13 protein-coding genes and 1 pseudogene are annotated in these 18290 nt (G+C 72.0%); 8 read left to right on the top strand and 6 right to left on the bottom strand.

Annotated elements, in window-relative coordinates:
• The 3 genes from IF73_RS0107430 to kdpF form a co-directional block, all read right to left on the bottom strand.
• Nucleotides 1–1194: potassium-transporting ATPase subunit KdpA (locus IF73_RS0107430; protein WP_037878472.1), on the bottom strand; the 1194-nt coding region annotated here is incomplete at its 3' end.
• Between the two features lie 314 nt (nt 1195–1508).
• Entirely contained in the window at nt 1509–3944 is a 2436-nt protein-coding gene (locus tag IF73_RS0107420; RefSeq protein ID WP_234338182.1) for an ATP-binding protein, read from the bottom strand.
• A gap of 125 nt (nt 3945–4069) precedes the next feature.
• Complete coding sequence (gene kdpF / locus IF73_RS40315) at nt 4070–4159, bottom strand: K(+)-transporting ATPase subunit F (protein WP_037878462.1); 90 nt, start codon at nt 4157–4159, stop codon at nt 4070–4072.
• Nucleotides 4160–5036: 877 nt separating this feature from the next.
• On the opposite strand from kdpF, the gene kdpB reads away from it, so the two are divergent.
• The 4 genes from kdpB to IF73_RS0107395 all read left to right on the top strand — a co-directional run bounded on the left by kdpB (nt 5037) and on the right by IF73_RS0107395 (nt 9885).
• Entirely contained in the window at nt 5037–7271 is a 2235-nt protein-coding gene (kdpB, locus tag IF73_RS0107410; protein WP_078867969.1) for a potassium-transporting ATPase subunit KdpB, read from the top strand.
• Nucleotides 7272–7522: 251 nt separating this feature from the next.
• Nucleotides 7523–8332: an SDR family NAD(P)-dependent oxidoreductase gene (locus IF73_RS0107405; RefSeq protein ID WP_031004741.1), complete on the top strand. Its 810-nt coding sequence runs from the start codon at nt 7523–7525 to the stop codon at nt 8330–8332.
• A 173-nt stretch (nt 8333–8505) separates the two neighbouring features.
• Entirely contained in the window at nt 8506–9294 is a 789-nt protein-coding gene (locus tag IF73_RS0107400) for a GNAT family N-acetyltransferase (protein ID WP_051716597.1), read from the top strand.
• A 54-nt stretch (nt 9295–9348) separates the two neighbouring features.
• Nucleotides 9349–9885 carry a hypothetical protein gene (locus IF73_RS0107395; RefSeq protein ID WP_051716596.1) on the top strand — a complete coding sequence of 179 codons (537 nt, stop codon included), beginning with the start codon at nt 9349–9351 and terminating at the stop codon, nt 9883–9885.
• On the opposite strand, the gene IF73_RS0107390 is transcribed toward IF73_RS0107395, so the two are convergent.
• On the bottom strand, nt 9829–10629 hold the full coding sequence (locus IF73_RS0107390) for a DUF4118 domain-containing protein (protein ID WP_051716595.1): 801 nt from the start codon (nt 10627–10629) through the stop codon (nt 9829–9831). The two genes, IF73_RS0107395 and IF73_RS0107390, sit on opposite strands and share 57 nt — an antisense overlap.
• 202 nt (nt 10630–10831) lie before the next feature.
• Here IF73_RS0107390 and IF73_RS0107385 point away from each other — a divergent pair, with 202 nt between their 5' ends.
• A complete protein-coding gene (locus tag IF73_RS0107385; RefSeq protein WP_031004733.1) occupies nt 10832–12787 on the top strand; it encodes an APC family permease in 1956 nt (651 codons plus the stop codon).
• 114 nt (nt 12788–12901) lie between these two features.
• Here IF73_RS0107385 and IF73_RS0107380 read toward each other — a convergent pair whose 3' ends face one another.
• A complete protein-coding gene (locus IF73_RS0107380) occupies nt 12902–14740 on the bottom strand; it encodes an APC family permease (RefSeq protein ID WP_031004731.1) in 1839 nt (612 codons plus the stop codon).
• 208 nt (nt 14741–14948) lie between these two features.
• On the opposite strand from IF73_RS0107380, the gene IF73_RS40310 reads away from it, so the two are divergent.
• Both IF73_RS40310 and IF73_RS41895 read left to right on the top strand, forming a co-directional pair.
• The gene (locus IF73_RS40310; protein WP_107049206.1) at nt 14949–15131 is read left to right on the top strand and encodes a hypothetical protein; all 183 of its coding nucleotides are present in this window, start codon (nt 14949–14951) and stop codon (nt 15129–15131) included.
• An 81-nt stretch (nt 15132–15212) separates the two neighbouring features.
• Nucleotides 15213–15458, top strand: a pseudogene (locus IF73_RS41895) (IS5/IS1182 family transposase); the annotation flags it as partial.
• 266 nt (nt 15459–15724) lie between these two features.
• Here the strand turns inward: IF73_RS41895 and IF73_RS0107370 are convergent.
• Complete coding sequence (locus tag IF73_RS0107370; protein WP_037878459.1) at nt 15725–16966, bottom strand: MBL fold metallo-hydrolase; 1242 nt, start codon at nt 16964–16966, stop codon at nt 15725–15727.
• A gap of 120 nt (nt 16967–17086) precedes the next feature.
• Between IF73_RS0107370 and IF73_RS0107365 the strand changes: the two genes are divergently transcribed.
• Nucleotides 17087–18265, top strand: a complete 1179-nt coding sequence (locus IF73_RS0107365) for a Glu/Leu/Phe/Val dehydrogenase dimerization domain-containing protein (RefSeq protein WP_031004727.1) — start codon at nt 17087–17089, stop codon at nt 18263–18265.
• Nucleotides 18266–18290: the final 25 nt, after the last annotated feature.

The raw sequence follows: 18290 nt of genomic DNA, 5'->3' as shown, positions 1-18290 counted from the left end.
GCCGTTGTTGTTGGCGCCCGAGGTGTAGGCGTACAGGATCTCGGAGAAGCCGTGCGCGCCGGAGTTCGTCATCGAGTTGGCCGGGGTGTCCAGGACGAAGGAGGCGGCGGTGAAGCCGAGGACGAGCGCCGGGGTGACCAGGATGTAGCAGGCGGCGAACTTGATCTCGCGGGTGCCGATCTTCTTGCCCAGGTACTCCGGGGTGCGGCCGACCATCAGGCCGGCGATGAACACCGCGATGATCGCCATGATCAGGTTCACGGCGCCGGTCGAGGTCAGCGTGGTGGCGACCGAGAAGATCGCGGAGGCGCCGATGCCGAACCGGGTCTCCTTGCCCTCCATGGCGCCGCCGGCCAGCTCGAACGCCGGACCCTTCCCCGCGAACTCGGTCCACATCATCAGCGCCGTGAAACCGACCCAGATGACGGCCATCGTGCCGAGGATCGCGTATCCCTGCTTCAGCGACCCGACCATGCGGCCGAAGGTCCGCGTGAGCGCGAAGGGGATGACGAGGATCAGGTAGATCTCGAAGAGGTTCGACAGCCCGTTGGGGTTCTCGAAGGGGTGGGCGGAGTTGGCGTTGAAGTAACCGCCGCCGTTGGTGCCCAGCTCCTTGATCACCTCCTGCGAGGCCACCGCCCCGCCGTTCCACTGCTGCGTCCCGCCCGTGAACTGGCCGACCTCGTGGATGCCGGAGAAGTTCTGGATGGCCCCGCAGGCGACCAGGACGAGCGCGCCGATCACGGAGATCGGGAGCAGGATCCGGACGACTCCGCGGACCAGGTCGGCCCAGAAGTTGCCCAGCTCGCCGGTACGGGACCGGGCGAAGCCGCGGACGAGAGCGACCGCGACCGCCATGCCGACCGCCGCCGACACGAAGTTCTGCACCGCCAGGCCGCCGGTCTGCACGACGTGGCCCATGGCCTGCTCGCCGTAGTACGACTGCCAGTTGGTGTTGGCGACGAACGAGGCGGCCGTGTTGAACGCCTGGTCCGGGTCGATCGACACGAAGCCCAGCGAGCCGGGCAGCGACCCCTGCACCCGCTGGAGCAGGTACAGGAACAGCACGCTCACCGCGGAGAAGGCGAGGACCCCGCGCAGGTACGCGGGCCAGCGCATCTCGACCGCCGGGTTGGCGCCGATCGCCTTGTAGATCCACTTCTCGGGCCGGAGGTGCTTCTCCGAGGAGTACACCTTCCCAGCAGGGCGGCGGCGACGAGCAGACCGATCACGTTCTCGGCACTCACAGCTTCGCCACCCCCTTGGCGATGAACGCCACCAGCGCGAAGACCGCGATCGTGGTGACGACGAAGGCCATGTCGGCCATCGTGAACTCCCGGAAGAAGGAAGAGCGGATTCTCTGACGAGATGAGGAAACAGCCTCTTTCGGCCGCCGCCGTCGTCGTTGACGCCGCTCTAACGTCCTTGACGCCGCTCTTGACGCGTCCCCTACGCGACCGGCTCCTGTGCCCGGCTGGAGGGCATCGTTCGCACGGCCCAGGCAGCTGTCAGGGCTCCGTAGGGACGGGGACACCCTGCGTCCGGGCGTGCGCGCAGGGCAGCGTGACGACCATGGTCAGTCCTCCTCCGGGGGTGTCCTCCGGGGTGAGCGTGCCGCCCATCGCCTCGGTGAGCCCTCGGGCCAGGGCCAGGCCGAGGCCGACACCGGTGGTGTTGTCGGTGTCACCGAGGCGCTGGAAGGGCTCGAACACGCGCTCACGGTCCGCCGGCGGCAGACCGGGGCCCCGGTCGGCCACGCGCAGCTCGACGCGGCCGGCGAGCGTACTGGCTCCGAGGAGGACGGGGTGTCCGGGCGGGGAGTGGCGTACGGCGTTGGCCACGAGGTTGGCGACGACCCGTTCGAGGAGCGGAGGGTCGGCGAGAACGAGCGGTGCCTCCTCCAGTCCCTGGAGGGACACCCGGCGTCCCGCGTCGTCCGGGAGGCCGTCCAGGGCCGCCGGGACGACCTCTTCCCAGGCCGTGGGGCGGAGGTCCAGGGTGAGGGCTCCCGCCTGGAGGCGGCTCATGTCGAGGAGGTTGTCGACGAGCCTGCTGAGCCGGGCCATGGACTCGTCCGCCGTGGCCAGCAGCTCCGCCTGTTCCTCCGGTGTGAAGTCCACGTCGGGGCTCCGCAGGGAGGCCACGGCTGCCCAGCCCGCGGCGAGCGGAGTCCGTAGATCGTGGCTGACGGCGGCGAGGAGGGCGGTGCGCATCCGGTCCGCGGCCTTCGCGGTCTCCGCCTCGGCCGCCGCCTCGGCGAGCCGGGCCCGTTCGACGGCGGCCATGAGGTGGGCGGCGAACGCAGTGAGGACGCGGCGGTCGGCGGCCGGCAGGGTGCAGCCACGCAGGACGAGGTAGCTGCCGTCGCCCATCGTGACCTGGCTCGCGGTGGGGTCGTCCACGGGGTGGTCGGTCAGTTCGGCGGCGTGGGCGGCGAAGGTCTCCCGGGTGCGGGCGAGCAGGTCGGGGACGGTGTGTTCGCCCCTGACGACGGAGCCGGCGAGCGCCGAGAGGGTCTCGGCCTCGGCCGTGGCGCTCGCGGCTCTGCGCGACAGCCGCAGCGACCGGTCCACGACCGCCGCGACGGCACCCGCGACCACGACGAACACGCCGAGGGCGAGGACGCTGTCGGTGTCTTCGAAGGAGAAAGCCCCTATGGGCGGCACGAACCAGTAGTTGAGCAGCAGGGAGGCCGTCACGGCCGCGACGAGCGCGGATCCGACGCCGCCGATGCAGGCCACACCGACCACGACCAGCAGGAAGAGCAGGGCCTCGCTGGTCAGGCCGATGCTGCCCCTGACCCGGTCGAGCAGCAGAGTGAGGAGGACGGGGAGAACGACACCTGCGAGGGGTCCGGCAATGCGCCGGGACAGCGGGAGGGTGCGTCGGCGCGTGGGGAGCAGGCGTCCCCGGCCCGCCCGCTCATGGGTGACCATGTGCACGTCGATCCCGCCGGAGAGCGAGACGGTGGTCTCGCCGATGCCGCGCCCGGTGAGGAAGCGTTCGAAGCGGCCGCGTCTGCTCGTGCCGAGGATCAGCTGGGTGGCGTTCCCGGCCCGGGCGAAGTCCAGCAGCGCGGTCGGCACATCCTCGCCGACGACCGTGTGGTAACTGCCGCCGAGGCTCTCGACCAGACGCCGCTGCCGTGCGAGCGCCGTGGACGAGGCGCCCGCAGCGAGCCCGTCGCCCCGCGCGACGTGCACGGCCGACAGTTCGCCGCGGGCCGACCGGGCGGCGATCCGGCCGGCTCGTCGTATGAGGGTGTCGCCCTCCGGGCCGCCCGTCAGTCCGACGACCACGCGCTCCCGGGCTTCCCAGATCCCGCCGATGCCGTGCTCGGTGCGGTATCTCCGCAGGGCGTCATCGACCTGGTCGGCGACCCAGAGCAGGGCGAGTTCCCGCAGGGCCGTGAGGTTGCCGGGGCGGAACCAGCTGGCCAGGGCCGCGTCCACCATCTCCGGGGGGTGGATGTTCCCGTGCGCCATCCGCCGGCGCAGGTCCTCAGGATCCACGTCGACGAGGACGATCTGGTCGGCACCGCGGACGAAGCCGTCCGGGACGCCGTCGCCGGGCGGTACCTCGGTGATCGTCTCGACGACGTCGCTCAGGGACTCCAGGTGCTGGACGTCGATGGTCGTCAGGACGTCGACGCCGGCCGAGAGGAGTTCCTCGACGTCCTGCCAGCGGCGGGCGTTGCGGTGACCGGGCGGGTTGGTGTGGGCCAGGTCGTCGACGAGGAGCAGTCCGGGGCGGCGGCGCAGTGCGGCGTCCAGGTCGAAGCCGCCGTGACCGTCCGCGGGACGGCCGAAGGCCGCGTCGTCCCGGTGTCCCAGGAGCTCCAGGCCGTCGAGGAGTGCCTCGGTGTGCGGTCGGCCGCGGCAGTCGGCGGCGCCGACGACCACGTCCGTCCCCCGCGCCGCCCTGCGGTGGCCCTCGTCGAGCATCCGGTACGTCTTGCCGACGCCGGGCGCGGCGCCGACGAGCACCTTGAGCCGTCCCCGGCGTCCGGCGGACGGGCCCGGCTGCGGGCGCCCGGTGAGCGACTGCGTCGCCGGACGCCCGGCACGGTTCAGAACTTCTCCGGGCGGATCAGCGCGGCTACCAGGTAACCGACGAGACTCAGGGCGACGACGAGACCGACGACGTTCTCGACACTCACGAAAGACCAACTCCCCATGGGGTACGGCCGATGCCGGCACACGAAGGGCGCCGGAACACGGCCGCCCACTGCCATCGAAGCCCGCACCGGGCGGCAGCCCGCCCACCTTGACGTCGTCCTGTCGACCGCGCCCCGGAAGCTGACGGGACCTTGACGGTTCCCGTACGGGCGGTTCACACGGCCGGGCGCGCACGTCCGCCGATCCCGGTCCGGATGTCTGTGCACAGGAGGGCGTGGCTGTCGTACAGGAGGGCTCGTCCGGCCCGCGGCCACCCCCTGGTGCCGCGGGCCGGAACGTCCCTCTCGTCGGACGGTCCCGCTCGCTCGCACCGAGGTGTCGGTCCGGGCCGTCGGTCACGGACCATGCGCGCCGCCTCGGCGACGCGCCCCTCCCACCCCATGCGTTCGAACGGTCGTCCGATCCCCCGTGAGGAGATCATCCTGTGCCACGACCGGGCGGAGATCCGGCCTTCTTGACGCCGTTCTGACATCAGGTCACCTCGCTTTGACGGGACCTTGACGAGCACGTCCAACGGCTCGTAAGAGGCTCGTCAAAGGCTGCGCCGACTTGGCTTCACCCGGGCGTCGAGCGTCTAGATTCATCCTCGGTCGCTCACCGGCCCAGGGACGTCAGTGGCCTGATCGTCCCGGCCGCGGGGGCACGGACCGCCCTCCCATCCGGCGTTCCGTGCCCCCGCGTCGCGACCGCGCTGTCCGTCCACAGCCGCACCCCGGGTGCCGGGTCCACACGGCCCGGCACCCGTAGGCGCGGGCCGGACAGTCCACTCCTCCGGGACTTCTTCCCGGGAGGGGCCCAGCCGTTTCTCCTCGGCCTCCGCCGCACGGACGGCCGGGATCTTCCCGAAGGTCTTCCGCGATGCATTCCGCCGCGCCCCGACCGGCGCACCCTCCCGCCGGCCCGCCCACTTCCACCGGCCCGCAGGTCCCCGCCGGTTCACCGTACTCCGACGGACCGCCCTTCCCCGGCCCCCCGCCGGCCCCGCCCCGCAACCCCGCCCCCCGCTTCCGTCCCGGGCGCCGGCGGGCGGGCCACGGCGGGCTCCTCGACCCCGTGCAGCTCGTGAAGTCCTTCCCCGAGGCGCTGCGCAAACTGCACCCGCGCACCCTCGTCCGCAAGCCCGTGCTCTTCGTGGTGGCCGTCGGCTCGGCGCTGACCACGCTCTCGGCACTGCTCGATCCGTCCGTGTTCACCTGGACGGTCAGCGTCTGGCTCTGGCTGACCGTGGTCTTCGCGAACCTCGCGGAGGCCGTCGCCGAAGGCCGGGGCCGCGCGCAGGCCGAGTCGCTGCGCAGGGCCCGGACGGACACGGTCGCGCTGCGCCTCAACCACTGGCGGTACGGCACCGATGTCGACCGCGCCGCGACGGAGGCGGTGGCCGCGACCGACCTCAAGCAGTTCGACTTCGTCCTCGTCGAGGCGGGCGAGTTGATCCCGGCGGACGGCGACGTCGTCGCCGGGATCGCCTCGGTCGACGAGTCAGCCGTCACCGGCGAGTCCGCGCCCGTGATCCGCGAGGCCGGCGGCGACCGCTCCGGGGTCACGGGCGGGACGACGGTGCTCTCGGACCGGGTCGTCGTACGGGTCACGTCCCGGCCCGGACACTCCTTCATGGACCGGATGATCGCCCTGATCGAGGGCGCGGAACGGCAGAAGACCCCGAACGAGATCGCCCTCAACATCCTTCTCTCCGCCCTGACTGTCGTCTTCATCCTCGTGGTGGTCGCACTGAAGCCGATGGCGGGGTACGCGGACGCCGCCCCGTCCACCACCGTCCTCGTCGCCCTCCTCGTCACGCTCATCCCCACCACCATCGGGGCCCTGCTCTCCGCGATCGGCATCGCCGGCATGGACCGGCTCGTGCAGCGCAACGTCCTCGCCATGTCGGGCCGGGCCGTCGAGGCGGCAGGTGACGTGAACACCCTGCTCCTCGACAAGACCGGAACGATCACCCTCGGCAACCGTGAGGCCGCCGCCTTCATCCCGCTCCCAGGAGTGGAGGCCGCCCTCCTGGCCGACGCGGCCCAGCTCTCCTCGCTCGCCGACGAGACCCCCGAGGGACGGTCCGTGGCCGAGCTCGCCCGGCGGCAGTACGGTCTGGAGGCCCCCGCCGAGGGCGAACTGGCGAACCCCCGGTTCGTGGAGTTCAGCGCGCAGACCCGGATGAGCGGCGTCGACCTGCGCTGGGACGGCGGCGCCTGCCACATTCGCAAGGGGGCCGCGGCCCAGGTCGTCGCCTGGGTGGAGATGTACGGGGGCGCGGTGCCACCCGAGGCCCGAGACTGGTCCGACGCGATCGCGGACGCCGGCGGCACGCCCCTCCTCGTGGCCCTGCACGACGGCGACGGCCCGCGGGTGCTCGGGATCGTCCACCTCAAGGACGTCGTGAAGGAGGGCATCCGGGAACGGTTCGCGGAGCTGCGCCGCATGGGCATCCGTACCGTCATGGTTACGGGTGACAACCCGCTCACGGCCCGGGCCATCGCCCACGAAGCCGGCGTCGACGACTTCCTCGCCGAGGCCACCCCCGAGGACAAACTCGCCCTGATCCGAAGGGAGCAGGAGGGCGGAAAACTGGTCGCGATGACCGGCGACGGCACCAACGACGCCCCGGCGCTCGCGCAGGCGGACGTCGGCGTGGCGATGAACACCGGCACGTCAGCCGCGAAGGAGGCCGGCAACATGGTCGACCTCGACTCCAACCCGACCAAGCTCATCGAGATCGTCGAGATCGGCAAGCAACTCCTCATCACCCGAGGCGCGTTGACCACCTTCTCGATCACGAACGACGTGGCGAAGTACTTCGCGATCATCCCCGCGATGTTCTCGGGCGCGTACCCGGGGCTCGAAGCACTGAACATCATGGGGCTGAGCAGCCCCACCTCGGCGATCACCTCCGCGATCATCTTCAACGCCCTGATCATCGTGGTTTTGATCCCGCTCGCCCTGCGCGGCGTCCGCTACACCCCGGCGTCCGCGCACGAGCTGCTGCGCCGCAACCTGCTGGTGTACGGACTCGGTGGCCTCATCCTCCCCTTCGTCGGCATCAAGGCCATCGACCTGCTCGTCTCCACCGTCCCCGGCCTGGGGTGAATTCCCGTCAGGGCTCCGTCAGGGAAAGACTGTTGAGCTTGCGAGCGGACCGATCCGAGGCTTCGATGGAGAGCATGGACAGCGCGTGGCTCCTGCTCGACCGGCCGCCCCATCGGGCGCCCCGCTGCCCGGAGACCGCAGTACGCCGCTGATCCTCTCCGGCCCTGCCACGGGGGCGTCGTGACCTCTCGCGTCCGGCGCCCCTTCTCCGTACCCGAACACCTTCGAAACCCGTAAGGGACTGACCAGTCATGTCCGTTTCCGACCTTTCCTCCCGCACCGTCCTGGTGACCGGCGCCACCTCCGGCATCGGCCACCAGACCGCCCGGCTCCTCGCCGAGCGCGGCGCCACCGTCCTCGTCCACGGCCGCACCGCCGAGGAGGCGCACGCCGCCACCGACCGGCTCATCACCCTGGCCGACATCGACGAGGCCCGCCTGCACCCGCTCGGCGCGGACTTCACCCGCCTGGAGGAGGTCGAGCGCCTCGCGCACCGCGTCCTGGCCGAGCACCCGCGCCTCGACGTGCTCGTCAACAACGCCGGCATGGCCGCACCCGAACGCCACACCGTCACCGCCGACGGCAACGAGATCGCCTTCCAGGTCAACTTCCTCGCCCACTACCTCCTCACCCACCTCCTCGAACCCGCCCTCACCAGCGACCCCGGCGGCCGGGTCGTCAACGTCTCCTCCGTGCTCCACCGCACCGGCTCCATCCAGTGGAACGACCCCAACCGCGTCCGCCGCTACTCCCGCCTCGCCGCCTACGCCCAGTCCCAGCTGGCCCTCACCGTCTTCGCCGCCGATCCCCGGGTGACCGCCGTCTCCGTCCACCCCGGCATCTGTACCACCAGCCTCCTCCCCCTCTACGCGCACGAGGGCGTCGCCCCGGCCGAGGGCGCCGCCCATGTCGTGCGCCTCTGCGACCCGGCCACCGAGATCGTCAACGGCGCCTACTACGACCGCGACCAGCGCGTCACCCCGGCACCGATCGCCCTGGAGGAACGCAGCGTCAAGCGCCTCACCAAGCTCGCCGACCTCCTCGTCGGCCAGAACGCCTGAAGGGGGCACCGGACATGTCGAAGCGCGCCCGCAAGAAGAAGGCCCGCCGCAAGAAGAAGGCGAACCACGGCCGCAAGGCCGGCCAGAGCTGACCCTCTCCCGCCGTTCCCACCACGGGGCGGCCCGCACCACGACGGCGGGCCGCCCCGCTCCCCGTACTCCCGGAGGTTCCCGTGATCCCCCACCCCGCCCATCAGCCGCCCTCCGCCGCGCGGGCCTTCCCCACCGGCGCGCCCGGCACGGCGACCCTGGCCGAGCACGTCCTCGCCACCGGCCACGGCACCTGGTGGACCGACCGGGTCGTCCACCCCCGCGTCATCGCCGTCGCCAGCGGCCGCCACGCCCTCCTGGCCGGCGACCCCACCGCCCTCGCCCCCTCCGATCTCGCCCCGCTGGCCGGCCACTGCGTCGAGGCGTCCCCCCGCTTCCTGCCCGTGCTCGCCGCCGCCTTCGACCTCCTGCACCCGTGGGACCGCATGCTCTACGTACAACAGGCGGAGGCGGCCGCGACGCGGGTCCCCCACGGGACGACGGTCCGGCGCCTGTGCGCGGAGGACGGCCCGGCACTCGCCGCAGCCGGTCTCTCCCTCGGGCGGCCCTTCGCCACCTGGGGCGGTCCCGACGGCCTCGCCCGTTCCGGGCACGGCTGGGCCGCCTTCCGCAAGGAACGGGTCCTGGCCGTGGCCTGCTCCCGCTTCACGGGCAGCCGGTACGAGGACGTGGCCTGCGCCACCGACCCCGCCGAGCGACGGCAGCACCTCGCCCTCGCCTGCGTCGCTGGCCTGACCGCCGACATCACCGCCCGCGGCCGGACCGCCACCTGGAGCTGCTCCCGCGAGAACCGGGCGAGCCGTCTGCTCGCCTGGACCTCCGGGTTCCGACTCCACCGCGAGTACGTGCACCACACCACCGGCCCGCACACCGCCGTCAGCGGCACGTCAAATCTGCGGGCCGCCGCGTAAACAGCGCGTAGCCCACACCACGCACACGGGGTGCCCGGCCCTAGCGTCAGCGCCATGCAGCCACCGCTCCCCCCACCCCGCCCCGCCGCCGACGTGCTGCACGACGCCGGATGGCCCGGTGAGGCCCGGGCCGCCCTGCTCTGCTCGGGTCTCCTGCTCGGCGTCGCGCTGGTCGTCGATGCGGGAACCCCGCACGGCCTGACCTTGTGGGGAGTCCTGGGCTGCATCACCCTGTGCGTGCTCCTGCTGGTCATCCTGCTGCCCACCCGGGTGAGCGCCGCGCCAGGCCGGCTGATGGTCCAGGGCCTGTGGACCACGAGGACCGTGCGCACCGACCGGCTCGTGGCGGTCGTCTGGCCCGCGGACACCGCCGGGCGCCTCGCGCTGCGGGACGAGGACGGCACCCGGGCCGAGGTCGACCTCCGCGTCCTCCTCACCAACCCGGCCCTGTGGCTCCGCGTCGAAGCGGACGCACGCACGTCCCGCGCACACGGCACCCTGGATCACGGCACGGCCGACCTCGCGCGGCTCGCCCTACACGTCCATTCCGAGACGGCCCGCACCGTCCTCAGGGTCTCCGGTCTGGACTAGCGGCCCCCAGGCTTCGAGCGCGACCGCGGCGAGTCCCGCCAGGTCGACGGCGACGAGCCGCGCCTCCACCGGGACCGGTACGGCTCCGGGAGTGGGTGTCAGCAGAAACCGGCCCCGCACCATGCCGCCCGCCACCGCCGGCAGCTCGGTCTCCCCGTCCGGCCACCCCTGACGCTCCAGGTCCCAGATCCAGCCCTCCACCCGCACCGACCCGTCCGTCTGCAGTCTGGGCGGCGGAGAACCGACGGTCTCCGCGTCGCGGGTGAACCGGCACTCCCGCAGCTCCAGCACCTCCGCCAGGTCCCGCCGCACCCGGTCGATCAGCTCGGCCTTCGTGCCGCCGCCCGAGCGCGCCAGGCGGATCGTGCGGTGCAGACGCTCCAGGTGCTCCGCGTCCGTGCCCGCGACCGACCGCATCACGCGGGCCCGGGCGGCGAGCTGGGACACGAGCAGACCGACGACAAGCAGCAGGAGCGCCGTCTCGACGTCAGCCCGGTCCCGGATATCGAAGCTCTGGTACGGCTCGGTGTGGAAGAAGTCGAACCAGGCCACCGCCGACACCGCGGCAAGGGCGCCGGCCCACCGGTTCCCCAGCGCCGAGACGGCGACGACCACGACGACCAGCACCAACGCGAGGTTGGTGGGAGCGACGCTCGCACGGACCGGCAGCAACGCTAGCGCCACCAGGAAGGGCGCGATGACCGCGGCCGCCACGGCGGCCACGTCCCGGAACGGCATACGCATCGTCGGCCTCCTCGGTGGCCCCCATACGCCGGGTACGCCTCAAGGCTGCGCCCGGTGTGAGGAAGGTGACGCCCGACCGGCGGATCTTGACGCTTCCCTGACGCGCTCGACGGGTGGACCCTCTCACCCGCTGCTTACGCTGGCTCGGCCGCGCGACCAGCGGCCGGAATCCCTTCCTCGAGCAGACCCCAGGAGCACCCCCATGGCCACCACGGACGAGACGCGCGGCAGCAGGCTGCGCGCGTGGATGCTGGAAGGGCTGTCCGACATGGGCAAGGGCAAACCCTCCCGCCCGAAGGAGACGGCCCCGGACGCCGGACACAAGGGGCAGCCCTGGTGGCGCGTGATGTGCCTGACCGGCGTCGACTACTTCTCCACCCTCGGCTACCAGCCCGGCATCGCCGCCCTGGCCGCCGGCCTCCTCTCCCCCATCGCGACGATCGTCCTGGTGATCGTGACGCTGGCGGGTGCCCTGCCGGTCTACCGGCGGGTGGCGGAGGAGTCCCCGCACGGCGAGGGCTCGATCGCGATGCTGTCGCGCCTGCTGTCCTTCTGGAAGGGCAAGCTCTTCGTCCTCACCCTGCTCGGCTTCGCCGCCACCGACTTCCTCATCACCATCACCCTGTCGGCGGCCGACGCCTCCACCCACCTCGTGGAGAACCCGCACCTGGAGTCGGCGCTCCACGACAAGCAGGTGATCATCACGATGATCCTGATCGCGCTGCTCGGCGCGGTCTTCCTCAAGGGCTTCCTGGAGGCGATCGGCGTCGCCGTCGCCCTCGTCGGGATCTATCTCGCGCTGAACGCCGTCGTCGTGGTCACGGGGCTGTGGCAGGTGATCACCGAAGGCCACGTCGTCACCGACTGGACGGCCGCCCTGACCCAGGAGCACGGCAACGTCTTCGTCATGATCGGCGTCGCGCTGATCGTCTTCCCCAAGCTCGCCCTCGGCCTGTCCGGCTTCGAGACCGGCGTCGCCGTCATGCCGCACGTCAAGGGCGACCCGGGCGACACCGAGGAGCGGCCCGCCGGCCGGATCCGGGACACCAAGAAGCTCCTGACGACCGCCGCGCTGATCATGAGCGTCTTCCTGATCTGCACCAGCTTCATCACCACCGTGCTCATCCCGCACGAGGAGTTCGAGTCCGGCGGCAAGGCCAACGGCCGCGCGCTCGCCTACCTCGCCCACGAGTACCTCGGCAACGCCTTCGGCACCGTCTACGACGTCTCGACCATCCTCATCCTGTGGTTCGCGGGCGCCTCCGCCATGGCGGGCCTGCTCAACCTGATGCCGCGCTACCTGCCGAAGTACGGCATGGCTCCGCACTGGGCGCGGGCCGTCCGCCCGATGGTGATCGTCTTCACCCTGGTCGCCTTCCTGGTGACGTGGATCTTCGACGCCGACGTCGACGCCCAGGGCGGCGCCTACGCCACCGGCGTCCTGGTGCTCATCTGCTCGGCAGCCATCGCGGTGACCATCGCGGCCCGCAAGGCAGGGCAGCGCGGCTGGACGATCGGGTTCGGGATGATCTCCGTCGTCTTCCTCTACACGACGGTCGTCAACGTCATCGAACGCCCGGACGGCGTGAAGATCGGCGCCTGCTTCATCGCCGGCATCATCCTGATCTCGCTGCTCTCCCGGCTCGGCCGCGCCTTCGAGCTGCGGGTCACCCACGTCGAGCTCGACGACATGGCCGAGCGGTTCATCCGCGACGTCGCCAGCCGGACCCCGCGCTTCATCGCCAACGAGCCGGACAATCGCGACGCGGAAGAGTACCGGTCGAAGAAGGACCAGATCCGCGCCGACAACGACCTGCCCGGCACCGAGGACTTCGTCTTCATCGAGGTCACCGTCACCGACCCCTCCGAGTTCGAGGCCGGCCTCACCGTCCGCGGCGAGGTCATGCACGGCCGCTACCGCGTGCTCACCGTCGAGTCCTCGTCGGTCCCCAACGCCCTCGCGGCCCTCCTGCTCCACGCCCGGGACATGACCGGCGTCCGTCCGCACGTCTACTTCGAGTGGACCGAGGGCAATCCGTTCGCCAACTTCCTGCGCTTCTTCCTCTTCGGTCAGGGCGAGATCGCCCCTGTCACCCGCGAGATCCTCCGCGAGGCCGAGTCCGACCGCGACCGCCGCCCGCGCGTCCACGTCGGCTGACCGGGCGGCCGCCCATCGGCCCTGGTGAAGCGGCCGGTCGTGAAACCCGTGGCGGCGGGGTCCACATCCGGCGGCATGTCCGCGTCGGAGGCATGGCGGACACGATCCAGCCGGCTAGCGATCCCGGAGCCGGAACCTCAGTCGGCAGATCACGGCGTCGGTGTCCCGGCGTACGGCATGGGCGACGACGGCGCCGCGCTGGTTCTGCAGCAGCCGCTGCCACAGGCTCTCGGGCTCGGCCTCAGGGATGAGGACGGTGACACGGGTTGCGGAGTCGGCGTCGCGCAGTGCGCGCACGTAGGCGCTGATGGGCCGGCCGAGCGAGCGGCGTTCGAAAGGGAGCCGGACGAGCTGGACGCCCGGGTTCCACAGGGCCCAGTCCCGCTCCAGGGCCTCGGTGGCAGCCAGGTCCTCGGGGTCCGGATGGCAGACGGTCACGGCGCGGACCTCGTCGCCGAGGGAGACGGCGGTGGTGAGGGCCTCGCTGGTGAGCCGGGTGAGCGAGGAGACGGGGACCAGGACCAGGGAGCGCTCACGGTGCGGCGGCTCAGGGATCCTGCCCACGCCGAGGCGCTCACCGATCCGCCCGTATGCGCGGTGGACGGTCTCGAAGGCGAGGACGAGTGCGGGCAGGGCGATCACGATCAGCCAGGCCCCGTCGTGGAACTTGGTGGCGGTGACGACGATCGCGGAGACACCGGTCAGGACGGCGCCGAGGCCGTTGAGGAAGGCCCTGCCCCACTGCCGGGTGGCCCTCCAGTGCAGGACCATGCCGGTCTGGGCGATCGTGAATCCGACGAAGACGCCGATCGCGAAGAGCGGCACCAGGGTGTTCGTGTCGCCGCCGGAGAAGAGCAGCAGCGCCGCCGACACCACGGCGAGCCACACGACGCCGTGCCGGTGCACTTGCCGGTCCGCCTTCAGGCCGAAGACGTGCGGTGCGTAGTTGTCACGGGCCAGCAGCTTCAGCAGGACGGGCAGACCTCCGAAGGACGTGTTCGCCGAGAGGGCCAGCAGCACCATGGTGGCGAACTGGACGACGTAGAAGGCCCCGTTGTGGCCGAGGGAGGCGTCGGTGAGCTGGGCGAGGACGGTGACGCCCTCCACCGGCTGGAGGCCGAAGCGGGAGATCAGGACGGACAGGCCGATCAGCATCACGCCGAGCAGCGCGCCCAGCGCGACCTCCGCCCGCATCGCACGGCGGGCGGCCGGTGCCCGGAAGGACGGCACCGCGTTGGCTATCGCCTCCACACCGGTCAGCGCGGAGCAGCCGGAGGCGAACGCCTTGAGGAGGAGCAGAGCGCCGACGGTGGTGGCGTTGTCGGCGAGGACGGAGGTGTGCCCGTCGGAGGCCGCGGTGGAGACGGGCGCGTCGCGGAACAGGCCGACGGCGATCACGACGAGGATCGCTCCGACGAAGACGGCGGTGGGGACGATGAAGGCGCGGGCCGAGTCGACGATCCCGCGCAGGTTGACGGCCGTGATGAGCACCAGGACACCGAGGCAGATCACCAGCCGGTCGCCGTACAGGCCCGGGAAGGCGGACGTCAGCGCGGCCACGCCGGCGGTGACGGCGACGGCCACGTTGAGGACGTAGTCGAGGACCAGCGAACCGGCCGCGACCAGGCTCGTACGCCGCCCCAGGTGCGCCTTCGCCACGGCGTAGGAACCACCGCCGTCCGGGAACGCGGCGATGACCTGCCGGTACGAGGCGACCAGCACCGCGAGCAGCCCCGCGATGGCGAGCGTCACCGGCAGCGTGAACCCCAGCCCGTACCCGCCGGCGGCCGCGAGGACCAGCACGATGGCCTCGGGCCCGTACGCCACCGATGCCATCGCGTCCAGGGACAGGGCCGCGAGCCCGGTGACGGCGGTCAGCTTGTGCCGCGCGCCGGTATCGGGCGGTTCCTCGGCGCCGGGTACGGCGCCCTTCTCAGCGGTCACGGTGGTCATGCGGACGGACTCCTTCGGATCGGGCTCCGCTCAGCTTCCGCCCGCCTCCCGGCCCTGTCCGCCCTTCCTGGCGCGTTCTTGGCGCCGCTCCTCCTTCTCCTGACAACTCCTTGACGCCCGCCTCCGCACAGCACGGGGGCATCAGGGTGGTGTGAAGACTTCCCGGGCATCGGCAGTCCTGCCCGACCGCAGACCTACAGTGCGCCCCATGAGCCCACATGACGGACGCCTGCCCTCCGACCACCGCGTGCGCCGCCTCTCCCGCACGCTCTTCGTCGGCGCATCCCTCACGAGCGCCGTCGGGCTGGCCCTCGACAGCATGTGGCTGCTCGCCGTCGGCGCGTGGCAACTCATCGCAGCCGTCATCCTGGAACTGGTCTACCGCCCGTGACCGCCAACATCACGGCCCCCTGAATCGCCGACAGCGACTACCTCATGGCCGAGGACGTCCTCCGCATCAGCATCGAGATGGATAGCCCCGCTCGCCAGGCTGAGCACACACCAGTTGGGGATGGTGACCACGCCGCGGTGCGGGGGGGCCAATGCAGTTCACAAGGCCGTCCCGTGAAGTCTTCCGCTGCTGGACCGGGCGGTGCTTATCGCGTCCTGCTAGCGCGCGAGGCTGGCCGTTCGGCAGCTCGCTCCGGTATTCGGGGTGCCCAAGTCGGCAGCAGACCGCATCATCGACCACCTGGGGTCGATGCTAGCCCTCCAGCCCGAGACCACACGCAGAGGCTCTGCCACCGACAGCGCGGCGAAGACCACCCAGATCGCTCCGTCTGCGGGCTCAGCCCTCCACGAATCGTGTCCGCACAGTAACCGAGGGCAAACCCTGTCGGGACGGCAGAGGCACGAACCGCGGCGTACTCGCCGAAGGCTCCCGTCGGGACGGACCGTCGAGCACGCGCACCACACGATCACGTTCCTCGCCCGAGAGACGAGCCAGCAGGGCCACGACCCTGCCCAGCTCGTCCTCGCTCGACGTCATCGATCACCCGCCAGGTCTAGATCACGCTCGGACGCATCGAGAGGAGTCGACGCCTGCTTCGGCCGACGCCATGGATGAGCGATCGGCTGAGACACCCCTCGCCACCAAGCATCCGCAGGCAGCTTTCCCGCCGGCTCGAACGGCTCGCCGGGCCGGGGGAACGCCACCGCCTGCCCCGCCTCCTCCGCCGCGTCCTTCGTCCACTCCCCAGGCTCCGCCCACGCATGCGGAGCCAGGTTGAAGGTCGCCCAGTGGATCGGCAGCATCACACCGCCCGGACCACCTCCCTGCAGGTCAAGGTGGGCCTGCACCCCCTTCGCGGGCGACATGTGAATGTCTGGCCAGGCCCCGGGCATCGGCGTATAGTCCGTGTGGTTCTTGGGCCAGAACTCGGCGTACGCGCCGATCTGGATCATCGTCACGTCGAAGGGGCCGTGGGCCGCGCCGATGTCCTTGAAGCCCTGGAAGTAGCCGGTGTCGCCGCTGTGGAAGACGCGGTGGCGCGGGCCGCGGACGGACCAGGAGGCCCAGAGGGTGTGCTGCCGGTTGCGGATCGCTCGGCCGCAGAAGTGGCGGGCCGGGGTGGCGGTGAGGGTGACGTCGCCGACCTCGGTGGACTCGTGCCAGTCCAGCTCGCGCAGACGGGAGGCGGGGACGCCCCAGTGCTCCAGGTGGGCGCCGACGCCGAGCGGGACGGCGAAGAGGGTGTCCGTGCCGGCCAGCGCCTTGATCGTCGGCAGGTCGAGGTGGTCGTAGTGGTCGTGGGAGATCACGACGACGTCGACCGGGCCGAGCGCGGCCAGCGGCGCGGGCGCCGGGTGGAGCCGGCGGGGGCCGACGAAGGAGAAGGGCGAGCAGCGCTCTCCCCAGACCGGGTCGAAGAGGATCCGTACGCCGTCGATCTCGGCGAGCACGCTGGAGTGGCCCAGCCAGGTGATCCGCAGGCCGGTGGCGGCGGGGCGGGCGAGGTCCGCCACGGTCGTCGGGTGGACGGGGATCACCCCGTTCGGGGCGCGGCGGGCACGCGCCTCCTTCTCGAAGTAGATCTTCATCAGGTCCGTCGTGGAACCGGAGGGGCCGCGGCGGGCCTCCTCGGGGTTCTGGAAGACGCCGTCGGCGAAGTGCGGCGAGCGGCGGATGCGGGCCAGCCGCTCCCCCGTGGGCTCGGCGCCGAAGGACTCGGGACGCAGGGCGCGCAGCCGGTCCCGCAGCGGACGGTCGGAGCCGGTACCGGTCACAGGTCCTCCTGATCGATGGGGGTCGTTCCATTATGGGCGGCCGGGCCGGGGACGGGCAGGGCCTCTCGGTCATACTGAACCGGCGTTCAGTAACCCGCCCCGCCCGAGACGAGGAGTCCCATGACCGCCGGCCCGCTGCTCTCCCTCACCTGGACCGACCACGTCACCGGCCGCCGCGGCCATCTGGTCGTCGACCGGCTGGTCAGGGGCGTCGCCAGCGGCGGGCTGCGGATGCGGGAGGGGTGCACCGCCGAGGAGGTCGCCGGGCTGGCCCGGGGGATGACCATGAAGGAGGCGCTGCACTACGACCCGTCCGCGCGGTACGTGCCGCTGGGCGGCGCCAAGGGCGGCATCGACTGCGATCCGCGCTCCCCCGAGGCGTACGGCGTGCTGGTCCGCTACCTGCGGGCGATGCGGCCGTACGTGGAGCGGTTCTGGACCACCGGGGAGGACCTGGGGCTCAGCCAGGAGACGGTGGACCGGGCGATGGCCGAGGCCGGGCTCGACTCCTCGGTGCAGGCCGTCTTCCCGCTCCTGGAGGACGAGGCGGCGGCCCGGAAGCGGCTCGCGGACGCCTTCGCCGTCGAGGTCGAGGGCATCGGCCTGGACGCGCTGGTCGGCGGGCTCGGGGTGGCCGAGTCGGTGCTGGTCGCGCTGGACCGGGCCGGACGGCCCCACGCGGGCACCCGGGTCTCCGTGCAGGGCTTCGGCACCATGGGCGCGGCGACCGCCCGTTTCCTCGCCCGGGCCGGGCTGACGGTGGTCGCGGTCGCCGACGTGCGCGGCACGGTCGTGAACCCCGGCGGGCTCGACGTCGAGGCGCTGATCGCGGCCCGGGACGGGCACGGCACCGTGGACCGGGCGGCGCTGCGCCCGGGCGACCGGGAGGAGGCCGGGGACGCCTGGCTCGCGGTCGACGCGGAGGTGCTGGTGCCGGCCGCCGTCTCGTACGCGATCGACGCCGCGAACCAGGGGCGGATCGGCGCCCGCTGGATCGCCGAGGCGGCGAACATGCCGGTGCTCCCGGACGCCGAGGCGGCGCTCGCCGCGCGCGGGGTGACGGTGCTGCCGGACGTGGTGGTCAACTCCTGCACCAACGCCTGGTGGTGGTGGACGCTCTTCGGCGACGTCGAGGCGGACGCGGAGCAGGCGTTCGCCCGGGTACGGAGCGCGATGCGGGCCCTGGTGGGCACGGTGCTCGACCGGGCCGAGGCCGACGGCGTCCTCCCCCGCACGGCGGCGCACGCCCTGGTGGCGGAGCGGCTGCCGGTGATCGCGGAGCGCTACGGCTGGTACTGAGCGGCCCGCTCGCGGGCCCGCCGTG

It is taken from the genome of Streptomyces sp. NRRL F-5727 (assembly GCF_000719555.1).
Taxonomy (GTDB): Bacteria; Actinomycetota; Actinomycetes; order Streptomycetales; family Streptomycetaceae; genus Streptomyces.
The sequence above is the reverse complement of the archived record's forward strand: the minus strand, read 5'-3'. Positions and strand labels throughout refer to the sequence as shown.